Annotated in this window: 12 protein-coding genes; 10 read left to right on the top strand and 2 right to left on the bottom strand. The window is 42.9% G+C overall.

The annotated features are described in order from the left end of the window. Positions 1-3636: an exodeoxyribonuclease V subunit gamma gene (locus F887_RS15850; protein ID WP_005291476.1), complete on the bottom strand. Its 3636-nt coding sequence runs from the start codon at positions 3634-3636 to the stop codon at positions 1-3. Between the two features lie 183 nt (positions 3637-3819). Here F887_RS15850 and F887_RS15855 point away from each other — a divergent pair, with 183 nt between their 5' ends. Next, positions 3820-4320, top strand: a complete 501-nt coding sequence (locus tag F887_RS15855) for a hypothetical protein (RefSeq protein ID WP_005291473.1) — start codon at positions 3820-3822, stop codon at positions 4318-4320. Positions 4321-4509: 189 nt separating this feature from the next. Next, positions 4510-5802 (top strand): MFS transporter, encoded by a 1293-nt coding sequence (locus F887_RS15860; protein ID WP_005291471.1) that lies wholly within the window; start codon positions 4510-4512, stop codon positions 5800-5802. Between the two features lie 27 nt (positions 5803-5829). Here the strand turns inward: F887_RS15860 and F887_RS15865 are convergent, their stop codons facing one another. Continuing rightward, positions 5830-7248, bottom strand: coding sequence for a polyphosphate:AMP phosphotransferase (locus tag F887_RS15865; RefSeq protein WP_005291469.1), 1419 nt, complete (start codon positions 7246-7248; stop codon positions 5830-5832). A 211-nt stretch (positions 7249-7459) separates the two neighbouring features. Here F887_RS15865 and F887_RS15870 point away from each other — a divergent pair, with 211 nt between their 5' ends. The 8 genes from F887_RS15870 to F887_RS15910 all read left to right on the top strand — a co-directional run bounded on the left by F887_RS15870 (position 7460) and on the right by F887_RS15910 (position 16297). Continuing rightward, a complete protein-coding gene (locus F887_RS15870) occupies positions 7460-8167 on the top strand; it encodes a DUF8198 family protein (protein ID WP_005291467.1) in 708 nt (235 codons plus the stop codon). Between the two features lie 210 nt (positions 8168-8377). Next, positions 8378-9319, top strand: a complete 942-nt coding sequence (gene ubiE / locus F887_RS15875; RefSeq protein ID WP_005291465.1) for a bifunctional demethylmenaquinone methyltransferase/2-methoxy-6-polyprenyl-1,4-benzoquinol methylase UbiE — start codon at positions 8378-8380, stop codon at positions 9317-9319. Between the two features lie 10 nt (positions 9320-9329). After that, complete coding sequence (locus F887_RS15880) at positions 9330-10010, top strand: ubiquinone biosynthesis accessory factor UbiJ (RefSeq protein ID WP_005291460.1); 681 nt, start codon at positions 9330-9332, stop codon at positions 10008-10010. A 12-nt stretch (positions 10011-10022) separates the two neighbouring features. After that, the gene (locus tag F887_RS15885) at positions 10023-11642 is read left to right on the top strand and encodes an ABC1 kinase family protein (protein WP_005291458.1); all 1620 of its coding nucleotides are present in this window, start codon (positions 10023-10025) and stop codon (positions 11640-11642) included. A gap of 123 nt (positions 11643-11765) precedes the next feature. Then, on the top strand, positions 11766-13082 hold the full coding sequence (locus F887_RS15890; RefSeq protein WP_005291456.1) for an FAD-dependent oxidoreductase: 1317 nt from the start codon (positions 11766-11768) through the stop codon (positions 13080-13082). Between the two features lie 12 nt (positions 13083-13094). Next, a complete protein-coding gene (locus F887_RS15895; RefSeq protein ID WP_005291454.1) occupies positions 13095-13481 on the top strand; it encodes a VOC family protein in 387 nt (128 codons plus the stop codon). A 536-nt stretch (positions 13482-14017) separates the two neighbouring features. Beyond that, the gene (gene hisIE, locus F887_RS15905; protein ID WP_005291450.1) at positions 14018-14785 is read left to right on the top strand and encodes a bifunctional phosphoribosyl-AMP cyclohydrolase/phosphoribosyl-ATP diphosphatase HisIE; all 768 of its coding nucleotides are present in this window, start codon (positions 14018-14020) and stop codon (positions 14783-14785) included. 9 nt (positions 14786-14794) lie between these two features. Next, entirely contained in the window at positions 14795-16297 is a 1503-nt protein-coding gene (locus tag F887_RS15910) for a UvrD-helicase domain-containing protein (protein ID WP_005154916.1), read from the top strand. Position 16298: the final 1 nt, after the last annotated feature.

Here is a 16298-nt window from a genome sequence, read left to right as displayed (position 1 = left end):
TTACTCCACCCGTAAAAATTCAAAAATTGGTTGATACAAGGCATAGGAATAATGATCACATGCAAATTGTAATAAGGCGGCTGCATCTTGCTCTTGCAAAATAAACTGCCAATCACGATGCAATTTACAAGCTTCATTTTGGGTCATATCAAAACCAGAAAAATCTCCGGTATCATTCCAGTCCTTGAAAATTTGCTTCTGGCTCTCTTCCGCTAAAACATAATCTTTATCGTGTTCAACCCATTCATAATGCTTGGCTTTTTCCAATGGTTTTAACAGCAATGCAGCAGGTAAGACCACGGGTTGCTGTTGTGCTGTAAGCCAAAGCTGTAACCATGCTTGCAGATATGCCTGTGCCTGCTGCGAACTGAGTCCTTCACAAATCACAGTTTGATCACTAAATACAACAATACGGCGCTGCTCCGTTGCGGTGTCGTTATTCAAGATCACTAACCACAACAAATATTCCAGCCAGACTTTGGCTAAGCGTTTAGCGCGCGCACTAGAGGGGTCCAAACTGACCCAATCTTGTGTTAACTGTTTAGGCGTGACACAGCCGATTTGTAAATGTTTAGATACACGCCAAACTCGTTGTGTGGTTTCCGTTGGCGCAGCGGCATATTGCTGTAGACGTTCTTGCAAACGCTGCTGTTCTAAACGGCTTTGCTGCCATGCACTTTGTTGAACTTTTCCAACAGGCAGTTGATCTTGCAAGATGCTCGGTGATACCGCCTCATCATGCTGCTGTAAAAAATGGCGAATGGCATATTTACCTAAACCATCCAACAGTAAGGGTTCATTTTGATCGACCAACTCAGTTGCTGTTAAATTTTCGACCCCCAATGTTTTTAAATATAACCGTGCAGGGAAAGTCATATCCTGAATCCATTGCTGACTACTCAAAATAGTCATTTCATGCTGCTCCACAGGATAAGGCGTATTGGCCCATGCCTGCCGCTCACCTTTCACTTGCTGAATCTGTGAGGCGACTTTAAACCATTGGTCCTGATATCGAACAGGACGATCGGCAACAAAACCCAAGGGATCAAATGGCTGTAACCGATGCAGATAATAAAGCGGGTAAAGCTGCGGCGGGATTTGCAATGCCTCAAATTCACCTAAATCCTCTAGTGCTAAAGCAGAATTTTGGTTTGCTGAAGATTTTACAATCAAAGCCAAGTGATCACGGAAGCCCTGCAGCACACTGGATGGCTCTCTGACCTCACCATCATTGATATCAAAACCATTATAAAACAACCACACTTGTTCCTGTGCCAGCAAGATTGCATCTAAAAATGCACCCTGATCATCTTCCAGACGGGAACGGTCGCCCAATTGTTGCCGCAATGAATCCATCAAATCAAAAGGAATATGACTGTCCCGATTCGGGAATTTACCGGTATCTAAGCTCAACAACACAATCAGACGATACGGAATCGGACGAATCTGCCCAATCTGGCTAAAGGTAATTTGTCCCGTTGGTTCAACTTGTGCTGATTGATTTTCTAGCGCTCGTTGGATCTCTTCGATGATATAAGGCAAAGGCAAGGAAATTTGACGTAACTGCGTTTCGGCATCGTCATAATAGCTGGCCAAAGTCAGCATACGTTCTTGTTTTTGGATAATTTCACGTACTGCTTTTAAGGCAACCACATCCGCCTGTTCAAACTCAAGCACGTCATCTTTGATTCGTTTTAACCACGCTTCAACCGCGAGACGCTGGCCTTGTTCATGTGCAATCAGCCAGTCTCGCCGAGTAGATAAGTCATGATAAATCTGAATCAAAATTCCGATCAATTCAAAATCGCTGGGTTGCACCAATGCATAGCTCAAGGTATTTTGTACCATCGCATGTGCAGGTACGGCAATGCCGAGAGCCAAACGGTCTAAAGCAAATTTAAAACTATAACGATAGTCTTGATCCTCTGCACTTAAACTATGTTTTAAATGTTCTGCATCCAAACCACGCTTAAACCCAGCATCATTGAGCAATTCCAATATTCGTTGTGTCTGCGTGTAATCCACAGCATAACGTTGCTGCGTTGCTGCCAGATTGAGCCAATCTGCAAATTCATCTAGGATAAACCGACCTTGCGTCAGTTGCAGACGCCCAAGTACTGCACGCCAAGCATTTAAAGCATCTAACTGTGCTACGCCTGCAATTTTAACGGGTAAAAAGACTTCATGCTCGTTTGCCACCGCAGGAAAAACACTGCGAATTGAAGGCTCCAGCTCGGCCAGGTTGGGCGTTAAAATCAAAATATCGCTTGGGCGGCGAGGGATCAAATCAGTTTCAGCCAACCAATGTAGCAACTGCTCCTTTAAAACTTCGAGCTGACGAATACTGGAGTGGCAAATATGAATCTGAATCGACCGATCTTCAGGCGCAAGTTCATATTGTTGCGGTCGAGGTTCTGCCAAATAAAAAATATCTGACTGGATTTTACCCAACAAAGTGTCAGGGAAATAATCCTCAAAAGCATCGACCCATTTCCCCTCTTCACCTGTTGCCAGTTGTGAAAGCAACGAGAAATGGTCACGTGCCTGTTTCCCCAAACGCGTCAGCAAGGGATGGCGAGATTCACGATTTAAGGCATTAAAACCGAGACTAAAATTTTCAAAGAATGCGGCAATTTCAGCATCACTGGCATGCGGATGTTTAACCAGAAAGCGCTCTTTTACCCCTAAGTCATAGCGTTTTTTCCAGAGTGGATCGACACTGTCCGCCCAATATTCTTGTGAGGGGTTATAGTGCAAAATCACCACATCTAAATATTGTCCCAAACGACGTAAAAATTGCAGTTGGCTCGGTGGTAAATCCAAAATCGTAAACACGATCACCTGATTCGGGAGCTGTGCCAATGCTTTCTGACGTGTCTGTTCATTGTCTAGAAGCTGCCAAAAATCAGCATCAATTGCTTGTATTTCTAAAAAATCATCATGGAAATAGTTCTGCCAAAGCCAACGCTGCCAAGCCTCGAGCTGTTGAGTCTGATTTAAGGTAAATGCTGAGGTTTCTTGATCTGTTTTCGAAATGAGTTGTTCAATATCTAAAGCACGATTTTGCCCCCAAGCCGATAACCAGTTGCCTGTACATGTGCAATGATTTTGACAAGCTCGCTGACAATGGCCACGGTAAATCATGTAGTTATTGAAAAGTTGTGAAACCTGCTCCGCGATCCAATACAACATGCTCTGCTTTTTAAGCTGCTTTTCTGTGCCTCGTTGTAACTGGTCTGCACTGTCATAAATGCGCTGTACGATTGAATATAACGGGTGATCTAAGGCAAGTGTATTCTGGTCCGCTTGTATAAAGGGCTGCAATGCCTGATGAATGCGCCATTTTAAAATCAAATGGGGAATATTGGCTTTCCGCACTTGCTCTTTGTTTTCCAATACCTGTTGATAGGCATACCACTGAAAACCACGAATGCGTTGATGAAATTGATAATTGGCCGTCATGCCTTGCTGTTCAGCAATTCTCTGCGTCAACCATTGTTCTTGTGCGGGGCTTGGTACAATAAAATGCTGGGTCTTAAACACCTGAAATGCAGCGTTACTCGGCTGAGTGATTGATGCCATCACACCTTGCAATAATACGTCAAGGCGTTGACTTTGAATAACATGAATCCCCATGCGTTAATGTAACCTCATCAATAAAACAGCAGAGTGTTGCACGAAATCGTACACAATCATCACTATACAACTTCAGATCACTATGTCACGCTAAACACACAAGGAAATAAAAAAATTGTTTTGAATTTCACCATTCCATACGATTGAATGTACTATCGAGGGATAGACTTTAGGTATAACTTTATGAAAATTGATAATATTCCTGAATCGATTAATCCAAACTTAAACTTGGAACAGATTCGCGATGAGTGTCTGGAACTCGCTAAAAAGCGTGCCTATTGGTCAGCAGGCGCAGCAATTGTACCGATTCCATTTTTTGATGTTGTTGTTGATTTAGGCATGCTGACCCAAGTCATTCCAGATATTAATGCGCGTTTCGGTTTAGCGCCTGAGCACATTAGTGTTTATGACCCTGAGACTAAAAAGATTCACTGGGATGAATTGCGCAAACGCGGTTTTGAATTCTCAGGCTTTGTGGTGGCACGTACCGCAATGAAAGCATCTTTTAATGGCTTTTTCACTAAAATTGCTACTAAGCAAGTGACCAAGTTTATTCCTTTAGGTGGGCAACTTGTTGCCGCTAGTCTGGGATACTTCATGATGCGTAAAATTACCGAAGCGCATGTGCAAGATTGTTACAACCTTGCAAAACGCATTCAAAACAAGACCGTTTCAACTTATTAAATAGAAAGTAGTCAGTTCATCTCAAGCTGCTTGTTGCATCACTGTAAAATCTCGACCTTTACAGTGATGCAACAGATCAATAAAAAAACCACACAAATACGTTAATATTCACTTAATTTTTTAAGCTTCGATAAAGATTGTATTTTTAATCTCCACATCTCGATGATAAACAGATGATGGAGCGTCGTTGTGCAAAATAGCCAATCACCTTCTCGTGTCCGTGCAATTTTTAACGTGACCAGCGGGAACTTTCTTGAACAATACGACTTCTTCCTGTTTGGACTCTATGCACAAGCCATAGGCCAAACTTTTTTCCATTCAGACAGTAGCTATGCTGCGCTGATGAAAACATTTCTCGTGTTTGCAGTCAGTTTTCTGATGCGTCCGATCGGTGCGTTGATGCTCGGTCCTTATGTTGATCGTATTGGTCGTCGCCGTGGTCTGATGGTGACCTTAAGCATCATGGCTTTCGGTTCATTAATTATTGCATTCACACCCAGTTATGCCAGTATTGGCTTTGCAGCGACTGTACTGATTTTCGTTGGCCGTCTTGCGCAAGGCTTCTCCGCGGGTGTTGAGCTTGGCGGTGTTTCGGTTTATTTAGCAGAGATTGCTGAACCGCATAATCGTGGTTTTATTACCAGTTGGCAATCGGCAAGTCAGCAGGTTGCTGTCATTTTTGCAGCTGTCTTGGGTTATATCGTCAGTGTGGTGTTTACCAAAGCGCAAGTTGATGCTTGGGCATGGCGCATTCCCTTCTTTGTTGGCTGTGCCATCATTCCCTTTATTTTCTGGCTGCGTAAATCTTTGGTTGAAACAGAAGCCTTCGCTTCTCGCAAAGAGCATCCAAGCACTCGACAAATTCTCAGCACATTAGCAGCCAACTGGAAAATTGTGTTGGCAGGTGTATGTATGGTGGCAACCACCACCACCATGTTCTATTTCATTACCGTCTACACACCAACCTACGGTAAAGAAGTGCTGCATTTAACGCGTACCGAAAGTTTGATCGCCACCATTATGGTCGGTCTCAGTAACTTTATTTTGTTACCGATTGGCGGACATCTTTCCGATAAATTTGGCCGTAAACCACTTTTAATCACGACAACTTTATTGATCTTTATCAGTGCCTATCCGCTGCTGACTTGGCTGACACATACCATTAGCCTATCGCATATGCTGATCGTGCTATTGTGGTTCTCATTGCTGTATAGCTTTTATAATGGTGCGTTGGTGGTTTCACTGGCTGAAATGATGCCCAGCTCAGTACGTATTGCTGGATTCTCAGTAGCCTATAGCTTCGCCACCTCTATTTTTGGTGGACTAACACCCATGATCGCAACCTATCTGGTACAAAGCTCTGGAAATAAGAGCATGCCTGCATTTTGGCTGATGTTTGCCGCCATCACTAGCTTAATTGCGACCTTAATCGTGTTCCGACAACATCGCAGCTATCGCACACAATTGGCAAATAACAATTGACCTAGGCAATGACAAACAGAAGGCGGATTAATCCGCCTTCAACTGTTTTAAGATCGCTTTGAGCACTTCAATCCGAGCTAAATATTTATCATCGGTTGCAATCACATACCAAGGCGCATAGTCAGTATCAGTTCTTTCAAACATATCCGCTGCCGCCTTGAGATAATCATCCCATTTATCGCGATTACGCCAATCTTCTTCAGTAATCTTAAACCGTTTATGTGGCGTTTGTTCCCGTGCTTTAAAGCGTAAGGCTTGTTCATCCTTGCTAATCGCTAGCCAGATTTTCACAATGACCGTTTGGCTATCCACCAAGTTTTCTTCAAAACGGTTAATTTCGCTATAGGCCCGCTGCCATTCGACCGTCGAGGCAAAACCTTCAATCCGTTCAACCAACACACGTCCATACCAAGTGCGGTCAAAAATCGCAATCTTGCCACTATCATTCAGCTTGCTCCAGAAACGCCATAAATATGGACGGCGTAACTCATAACGCTCAGGTGCGGCAATGGTGTGAATTTCATATTCTCTTGGATCGAGTTTTTTCACGATGCGCTTGATCGCTCCACCTTTACCTGCTGCATCCATCCCTTCAAAAGCAATCACCACTTTACGTTCATCATAGCGCAACTTATCCGCCACTTTTTTGGTGAGCTTACTCAGTTCTTCCTTATAATCTTCTTTTTCTAAGCCTGCTTTTTCAGGTTCAAGCAACGCTTTTGGTATTGCGGCTTGCTGCCATTTTTGCGTGACTTTGGTTTGATGCTCAGGCAACTCTTGCAGGGTTTGCAATAGATATTGTGCGAAACATTGATCACGCAGTTTTTCATCTTCACCATCAATCACAAACCAATCATCGGTAAAGCGCTGGCTCAAGCTTTGCAAAGTATCGTACTGTTTTTTATTGCGCCAATCCAAACCATGCAATTTATGCCAACGCTGCTCAGAAACATCAATTTGATCTAAACGCTTTTGCAGTGATTTCCATGATAAATCAAACCAGACTTTGACAATATGCACATGATTATTTTGCAGATCATGTTCAAAAGCTCGCATTTGTTCCACATAGCCATCAAACAGATTCTCATCTAAAGGCTTAGACACATGCATAGCAGTGGTTAGAAGATCGCTATACCAATTACCAAACATCACCACGATTTGCCCTTCGGCTGGAATAAATCGGGTGTAGGACTGCCAAAACGTTTGATTATTGGATAATAATTGCGGCGCATCAGCTTTAACCCGTAAATAACGTGGGTCCAGCCATTCTCGTAATTGTTTGACGGCTTCGCCCTTACCTGCCAACTCGATCCCGCTCACCAAAACCAAAACACTTTTAGCATTTTTTTTATCTCGGCTATTCTTTAAAGCATATTGTGCTTCAATCAGCTCTAGCGAAAGTTCATCTTCGTCTCGTAATTCAAATATCGGTTGTTGTTTACTCATGTTTTGCTCTAAACGGCTCATTATTCAAATTTAAAAAGAGTATAGTCAAAACCAAGGCCTATCTCGGAAAAACCCGTGTACAATTTCTGTAGATTGCTCTTAGGGCATCAACCCAGTGACCGATTATTAAACATTTAGAGTTTATGCTGTCATAGTTCTTGGTTATGATGCAGCCTATGATTTTATGGTTTTATTTTCTTTGAGTTCGAACATGTCAAAACTCGCTGCATTTGATAATCTTTTATTACAATATCAAACTTTGAATTACCACCAAGATCCTGTGCTTGCACAGAGATTGCATGACGTGCAGGCATGGATGAAAGAGCGTATTGCACAAACGCATGCTGAGTTTTTTGCTCAACCTCAAAATCAACTCATGGCAGAGTATTTTTTAAATCGTTTGTATGGTGGGCCTGATTTTGATGCAATGGCGCAGCAAATCGAACGTCTGCTGAAATATGCCCACAAAGCAGAAAGTCTTTTGCCAGAAAATGCCATCAAGACAGGCACAAAGTCAGTTAGTTTAGCTGTTCTGGCGACACAGTTGGATGAACAAGTCGCAGTACAGCTCTTGCAAGATTACGCTCCTGATACACCGTTAACTGATGAAATCATGCGTGAAACCTTAGTCAAACTCGATCAAGGCGATGCACGTTATGAACAATTACAGTTGCTTGATGAGTTAGGTCTTACTCTTGATAAATATATGCGTTCAACCATGATGTATGCCGCTTTTAAAATGTGTAAAGGCATTGCGCATAAATATCAATTTGACCGTATGTACGAGTTTATCCAAGAAGGTTTCGCAGCCATGAAACCGATGAAATCTGCTGCAACCTTTATCAAAACCTTTAGCGAAAAAGAGCGTGAAATTATTGATCAAGTTCATGCAGGGCACCCAAATCCATTCCGAGACTAGGACTAAGCTGATTTCTCTGCAACCTTAACGCTTATGGTTGCAGAGAAAAATGAGTCTTTTCAAATCTTAAGAAAAATTAAAACCCTTTTGAGAAAGTGACTTTCTGTATATTATTCATATCAATTACAGCTGAAACCCTGTAAAAAGATACAAAATCTGTCATCATGCTTGCTGATTCGTGCCGCTAGAGCGAAAGTTTAGGAGAAAACTATGTCTAACGAAAACCAACAGCCTACCCCAGAAGTTGAGCAAAACCCAAGTTCAGACAAAGTCAGCCCTTTCTTAAACACGCCCCTTCCGCAAGGCACACCACAAGGTCAGCAGCAGCCGATCCAACAAGATTCAGCACAGACCTCAACAGCTTCAATTCCAAAATATAACTTACCGCGCGGCGCTAATACTGGCAATGTCGGTGCAACCACTCACTTTGGTTATCAAACCGTGAGTAGTGATGATAAAGCACAAAAAGTTGCAGAAGTTTTCCATTCGGTTGCCAGCAAATACGACATCATGAATGACCTGATGTCATTTGGTATCCATCGTATTTGGAAACGTTTTGCCATTAATATGTCAGGTGTTCGTCGTGGACAACACGTGCTTGATATCGCTGGTGGTACAGGTGATTTAGCCAAAGTATTTAGCCGTGAAGTTGGGCCTCAAGGTCATGTTGTTCTATCCGACATCAACGAATCAATGTTGAATGTTGGTCGTGATCGTCTGATTGATGCAGGCTGTACCAACGTTGATTTCATCCTTGCCAATGCTGAAACTTTAGAGCCATTTGCAGACAACAGTTTTGATTTAGTCACCATCAGCTTTGGCTTACGTAATGTGACCGATAAAGATGCTGCATTACAAGCTATGTACCGCGTACTTAAGCCAGGCGGTCGCTTATTGATTCTTGAGTTCTCTAAGCCAGTGTTCGAGCCATTCTCAAAATTGTATGACCTTTATTCATTCACCGCATTGCCGATCATGGGCAAACTGGTTGCCAATGATGCTGAAAGCTACAAATACCTCGCTGAATCGATTCGTATGCACCCAGACCAGCGTACCCTTAAAGGGATGATGGAAAATGCAGGTTTCCAAAGCTGTGACTACCACAACTTAACAGGTGGTATCGTTGCTGTTCACCGTGGATTCAAACTTTAAGGTTTAAGATATGTGGTCGATTTTAGCACTCGGTGCAGTCGAACGTATCATTCATCATGTGATTGATTTGGATGCGATTACTCGCATTCAAATCAATCAGTTACAAGGTCAATTATTACGTGTTGTGATCGATAGTCCACAACTCTCAGTTGATGTTTTTTTTGATGAAAATAGAGTTCGTCTAGAACCGACCGTGACAGGACAAAGTCAAAGCCCTTCTATTTTTGAACAACGCCCTTTTGATCCTCAGCATAAACTTACGGATGCCACTGCAACCTTACATGTTGAAAATACCGTTGAGCTAGTTAAATTACTGCTCAGTGATATGGATCAAATTGGCAATATCCCATTGCAAGGTGATTATCACTTATTGCAGGATATTCAAAAAATTATGCAACAAGCTGAGCCAGATCTTGCAGCCCATTTATCTCCTTGGATTGGCCCACAGCTGGCACATGAGTTAGGTAAAATTCAACTTGCACCGAGGCAGTTGAAACGCTCACTACAAAGCCATTTATTTTTTGTCGAAGATGCCTTAAAAGAAGATAGCGGTTTATTTGCTCCACGTTGGCAAATGGATGATCTCAATCGAGAGACGCGTCAACTCAATCAAGAAATTGACCGCCTAGAGGCCAAGCTTCAGCAGCTCAATGCTCAATTCAACCCACAAAAGCACTCCACTCAAGACTAGGTAAGACTTTATATGATTCCGCATGTTACACGGTTACTCGAACTCTGGCGTATTGCAGCACACTATCGCCTTGACACCTTGTTCCCTGCGGAAGAATTACCAGTAAAAGCACGCCATGCGTTAAACCTGATTAAAATGCATCCTGTGGCTTGGTCGAGTCGTGAGAAAAAGAATCCACTTAAGCTAAAAGAAGCTTTAGAGGATATGGGGCCATTAGCGATTAAGCTTGGTCAATTGCTGTCTACACGTCGTGATTTAATTCCACCCGAAGTGTTAACACAATTGGTGTTATTGCAAGATCGCGTCAAACCGTATGACACACAGTTAGCCAAACAGCGCATTCAAGAATCACTCAAGGCAGATGTCTCAACGCTATTCTCGCGCTTTGATGAGCAACCGCTTGCTGCAGCCTCAATTGCTCAAGTGCATACAGCGGCTTTGCATGATGGCCGTGAAGTGGTGGTTAAAGTCACTCGCCCCGATATTCGCAGTCAAATTTTACAAGACTTTGAAATTCTGGCTTGGCTTGGCGATTGGTTGGAAAATCGCTTAGAAGCAGCACGTGCCTTACATTTAGCAGAGATTATTCAAGACTATCGTCAAATCATCTTAAATGAACTTGATTTGAGTCTGGAAGCAGACAACACCCGTCGTATGCGTCACTACTTTACTGGTTCAAGCATGATGTACGTGCCTGAAGTCTATATGGACAGTAAAGATGTGATGGTGGCTGAACGCATTACAGGCGTACCGATTTCGGATATCGCCACCTTTGATCGTTTAGGCATGGACCGTGCAGATCTTGCAGAAAAAGGCTTGACCATTTTCTTCACCCAAGTGTTCCGCGACAACTTCTTCCATGCGGATATGCACCCAGGCAATGTCTTTGTTGAAACCATTAACCCAAGCAATCCACGCTTTATTGCGTTGGACTGTGCCATTATGGGTGAATTGTCTAAGCATGATCAAATGACGATTGCACGGATGCTACTGGCAGTGATGAACAGTAACTTCATGCAACTGATTCAAATTGTGCATCAGGCAGGCTGGATTCCACCAGGTACAGATCAAGATGCCTTATCACGCGAAATGCGCCGCACCGTTGGCCCGATGGTCTCAAAACCGATGGATCAACTAGATTTTGCAGGTATCTTGATTCAAGTCATGGATATTGCCCGTCGTTTCCATCTAGAAATCCCACCGCAATTGATGTTGTTACTCAAAACACTGGTACATGTTGAAGGCCTAGGAACGGATCTGTATCCGCAACTGGACATCTGGAAACTGGCAAAGCCGATTCTAACCGAATGGGTCAAAGCCAATATGAACCCCGTCAAGAATGTGAAAGAGCTTGGACAACAAATTCCAGACTTGCTACTTGGCGCACAAGATATTCCAGGGTTACTGATCGACAGCCTCAACGGTTTAAAGAATCAGTCTGCATGGCACGACAAACAATTGCGTGAAATTCAGCAAATGCGTTTACAAATGCAGCAACAGCAACGTCGTAGTTGGATGTTTGGCAGTACCATGCTGATTTTACTCACGATTGCCATTATCACACCTTGGTTTATTTCTATTGTGTTGATTGTGCTGAGTAGCCTGTTAGCATTTTGGCGAATCGTGAAATAATAAAAAATCCCTTGCATAGGCAAGGGATTTTTTTATCAATACGATTTAATTTTTTTCAAACAAAATCAGATCAGTTAAGATGCTGCTTGAGCAAATTCAATAAAGACTTTAAAAGAACAAACAATGAAAACACTAGATTTTGCCATTATTGGTGCAGGCACGGCAGGACTCGCAACCGCAATTCTACTTGCACGAGCAGGCCATCGGGTTACGATTTTTGAACAGGTCGATGAGCTTTCCCCCGTGGGTGCAGGCTTATTGCTTCAACCTGCTGGCTTAGCTGTATTTGAACATCTGGGTGTACTCGATCAGGCCTTAAAACTGGGCGCCAAAGTCACAGGACTGGAAGGACAATTGCCAGACAAGCGCCTGTTGGTAAATAGTCACTACCATCAGGCGGGCAGCAAGCTCTATGGTCTCGGGATTCACCGCGCCACTTTATGCCATGTGCTGACCCAAAAGCTTCAAGAATATTCCAGTCATCTCACTTGGCATATGAGTCATACGGTTGATCGTATTAAAGAAAATACAAATGAAGTGCGATTATTCGGCACTCACCAGCAACAAAGTTTTGATACCAGCTTCGATGCCGTACTGATTGCCAATGGTGCACGTAGCCAATTACGCCCTCCAGCATGGGTAAAAGTCGACCAAGCCTATCCTTGGGGCGCAGCTTGGAGCATCGTGCCTGAATGTTTAAGTTTAAATCCTGAAATTCTGCATCAATTTTATGATCGCTCCAAAATCATGATGGGTGTGCTGCCTACAGGTGCGATCCCAACTGCACCTCAGCAACGCCTTTCTAGCGTGTTCTGGAGTCTGCCGACAACACAACTGCAATCTTTCTTAAAAGATGAATCTGCAAAACAGCAATGGTTAACGCAAGTGGCTCATCGTTGGCCTGATGTCGCAGAATGGTTGAAACAGCTATTATCGAATCAACAGAATCAACCACAATGGCTATCCGCTCAATATCGTGATGTGGTGATGTCTCAATTTGGACAAGGGAGAATCGGTGTCATCGGTGATGCCGCCCATGCCATGAGTCCACAATTGGGACAAGGCGCCAATATGGCCTTGTTGGATGCTTGGGCTTTTTCACAGTCATTACAAGCAGCCAAGCAAAATCAGCAAATTGACTGGTCGACACTGTGGCAGCATTACCATCAACATCGTCGTTCGTCGACCCAGTTTTATCAATTTTTAAGTCGCCTACTCACACCTCTGTATCAATCTGATCATTGGTGGGCAGGTGGCTTACGTGACTTGACCTTCCCGTGGATGTATCAAATCCCTTATTTCCGTAAAGAAATGGCAATCACCATTTCGGGTTTAAAAACAGGACTATTTCAACAACTCGATTATCAGCACGTGGCGCAATATAATCAAAGCGGCAATACATTCAGCACCAAAACTGAATCTCTACCTGAATATGAATAAGAGCAGTAATCTATGAAAATTAGTCACTTAGATCATCTGGTTTTGACCGTTGCCAATATTGAAATGACTTGCCAGTTTTATCAGTCTGCGCTGAATTTTGAAGTTATTCGTTTTGGTGAAGACCGTAAAGCACTACGATTTGGCACTCAAAAAATTAACCTGCATCAAGTCGGTAAAGAGTTTGAACCCAAAGCCCTACAGCCAACAGCGGGTTCTGCGGATTTGTGTTTTATTGCGGAAACACCACTCAATGAAGTGATTGCACATCTTCAAGCACAGCAGATTGAAATCATTGAAGGACCTATTGAAAGAACTGGGGCAATGGGAAAAATTCTATCGATTTATTTACGTGATCCAGATCAAAACCTGATTGAAATCTCGAACTACCTGAATACTTAAAAATTAAAATTCATCAATAAAAATAAGGTTAAAACATGAAATATAGTTTTCTATGGGCTTTGTATCGACAAAATAAGGGCGAAGCGATTCTGAAAGGATGCTGGTTTTTACTCCCTAGTCTCGCCAACTTCTTTTGTTTTCTAAATTTTCACTATCAACTCATTGAGTGGCAAGTGAACGCTAAATCCTCAGTCGGAAAGTTGATATCAGGACCTCATTTTTGGTGGGTCATTTTATTCGACTGTATCCCTTTTCTTTTATTAGCTACCGTTAAGCAAAAACATTTGCTTAAATTATTAAAGATTTGGTTATTTAGTGCAGTCTGTATTTTCTTGATTAATGCTTGGTTTTGGGCTAGTTATCCCTACAGTACAATTCTACTTTATGTGCTCTCTTTTTCATCTTTAAAACAAGAACAAAAGCAACTCATGAATACATATATTCGTCCACACTCTTAAATGTTTTACCCAACAAGCATAGCCAACCCTTGTCACAACCGCTAAACTACCTGCTCTCCACTCAATGGATTTTCACTCATGTCAAACTGGTTAGATGAAGTTAAATTTGATTCCAATGGTCTCGTTCCTGCCATTGCACAACATCATCAAACTGGTCGAGTGTTAATGGTTGCGTGGATGAATCGTGAAGCATTACAACTGACTGCTGAAAAAAATCAAGCGGTGTATTACTCACGCTCACGCCAAAAGCTTTGGCATAAAGGTGAAGAATCTGGACATTTTCAAACCGTTCATGAAATTCGACTAGATTGCGATGCCGATGTCATCATTCTACAAATTGAACAGCACGGTGGTATCGCCTGCCATACAGGTCGTGAGTCTTGCTTCTATCGCAAACTTACTCCTCAAGGCTGGGAAATTGTTGATGCCCAACTGAAAGATCCTACAGCTATTTATGGCGCATCAGCAAAAACCGAAGCACACGATCGCGGTCAAAATGAGCAAGTGGATGTGCTCAGCTATTTAGGTCGCTTAATGCAAGAGCGTAAAACGGCTGAATCGGATAGTTCTTACATCGCCAGCCTGTATAAAAAAGGCATCAATAAAATTTTAGAAAAAGTCGGTGAAGAAAGTGTAGAAAGCATTATTGCGGCGAAAGATTATGCCGTGCTTGCTTCACTGGAAAATAAACACGACCTTATTTATGAAGTCGCAGACTTGTGGTTCCACAGTATTGTCATGTTGGGTTACTTCGATCTTGACCCGCAAGTGGTACTGGACGAACTTGCACGTCGTCAAGGTTTATCAGGTTTAGTTGAAAAAGCTAACCGTAGTAAAGAAGCGTAAGCAGAGCCTGTGTCAAATATAGAAAAACCCAAAGCCACCTATGAGCAAGCCATTGCAATAGACAATGCCCGTTTAGGTCAATCCTTTAAAGTGATTGCATATGCTGGCACAGGTAAAACCACAACACTGCAAATGATCAGCGATGCCATGCCTGAACGGCGTGGCATGTACTTGGCCTTTAACAAAGCCATTGCTTCTGAAGCACAAAATAAATTCCACAGCAATGTGAATTGTCGAACCTTCCACTCTCTTGCATTTCGCAGTGCACCACGTGGCGTGACCGACAAATTACGCTTACCGCGCTTAAGTCCAAGTTTTATCGCGAAAGAATATCGCCTCGAACCTATTACGCTACGTCGCCTTATGGGTGGACGTTACGAAAAATACGTGCTAATGCCGAGTCGTTTGGCTAGCTTAGTTGCCAATGCAGTGAGCTACTTCTGTTCAACCAGTTCACAGTACCCAGCTCCTCGCCATATTCAGGCACCGAGTTGGTTACATCTGGATGATATTGAAGCCTTACAACAGCACCTTTATCCTGCTGTAGAACGTCGCTGGCTCGAATCAATTGATCCAAACCATCAAGCCGGTATCGGGCACGATATCTACTTAAAGCTTTGGGCTTTATCGGAACCGAATATCCCTGCCGATTATGTGCTGTTTGATGAGGCACAGGATGCCGATCCACTCATGCTTGGTATTTTGCTGCGTCAGAAAAGTACCCAAGTCATTTATGTCGGTGATGCACACCAGCAAATTTACGCATGGCGTGGTGCAATCAATGCCATGCAGCAAATGCCATTGCCTGAAAGCCGTTTAACCACCTCTTTCCGTTTTGGTGATGCAATTGCAGATGTCGCTAACAGCTTGCTGGGAGCATTAAACGAAACCGTGCCCCTACTTGGCAATCCAAACCAAAAATCAAGTGTGGTCAATAAACCGCATACCAAGATGCGCGATGCAATTCTGTGTCGAACCAACGCTCGCGCAATGGAATTATTACTTTCAGGTCTGGTCAATGGGGATAAGGTCGGTTTACAAGCTGATCAGCAGAAACTCAGTCGTTTTGTCGATGCTGCAAGTTTATTGAAACAAGGTAAACGGATTACCGATGTTCCTGAGTTGGCTTGGTTTAACTCTTGGCATGATGTACACGAATATTGTGAAACCAATGATGGTAGTGATATCAAGCCCTTGGTTAAACTGGTTGACGATCATGGAACCGATCCACTGAAGAAAGCACTGGCAAAAATCACTCCAATTGAACAGGCCGATTATGTGATTTCAACTGCACATAAAGCCAAAGGATTGGAATGGAATCGTGTGCATATCGAAGACGATTACCAATTTAAAATAAATGGGCTAGAACATAAAATTACAGATGAAGAGTTAAGATTACTTTACGTAGCCTGCACGCGTGCTAAAGTAAGTTTAAATATTCATCATCTATACGACTTAATACAACAATTAAAACGGTGCGCCCCCTCAAGTCTTCGTCAGTCCGCAGGTTAAA

Origin of the sequence: Acinetobacter sp. NIPH 2100, from assembly GCF_000369805.1 — a bacterium.
GTDB lineage: Bacteria > Pseudomonadota > Gammaproteobacteria > Pseudomonadales > Moraxellaceae > Acinetobacter.
Note: the sequence above shows the minus strand (reverse complement) of the source record. Positions and strands in the feature narration are given on the sequence as shown.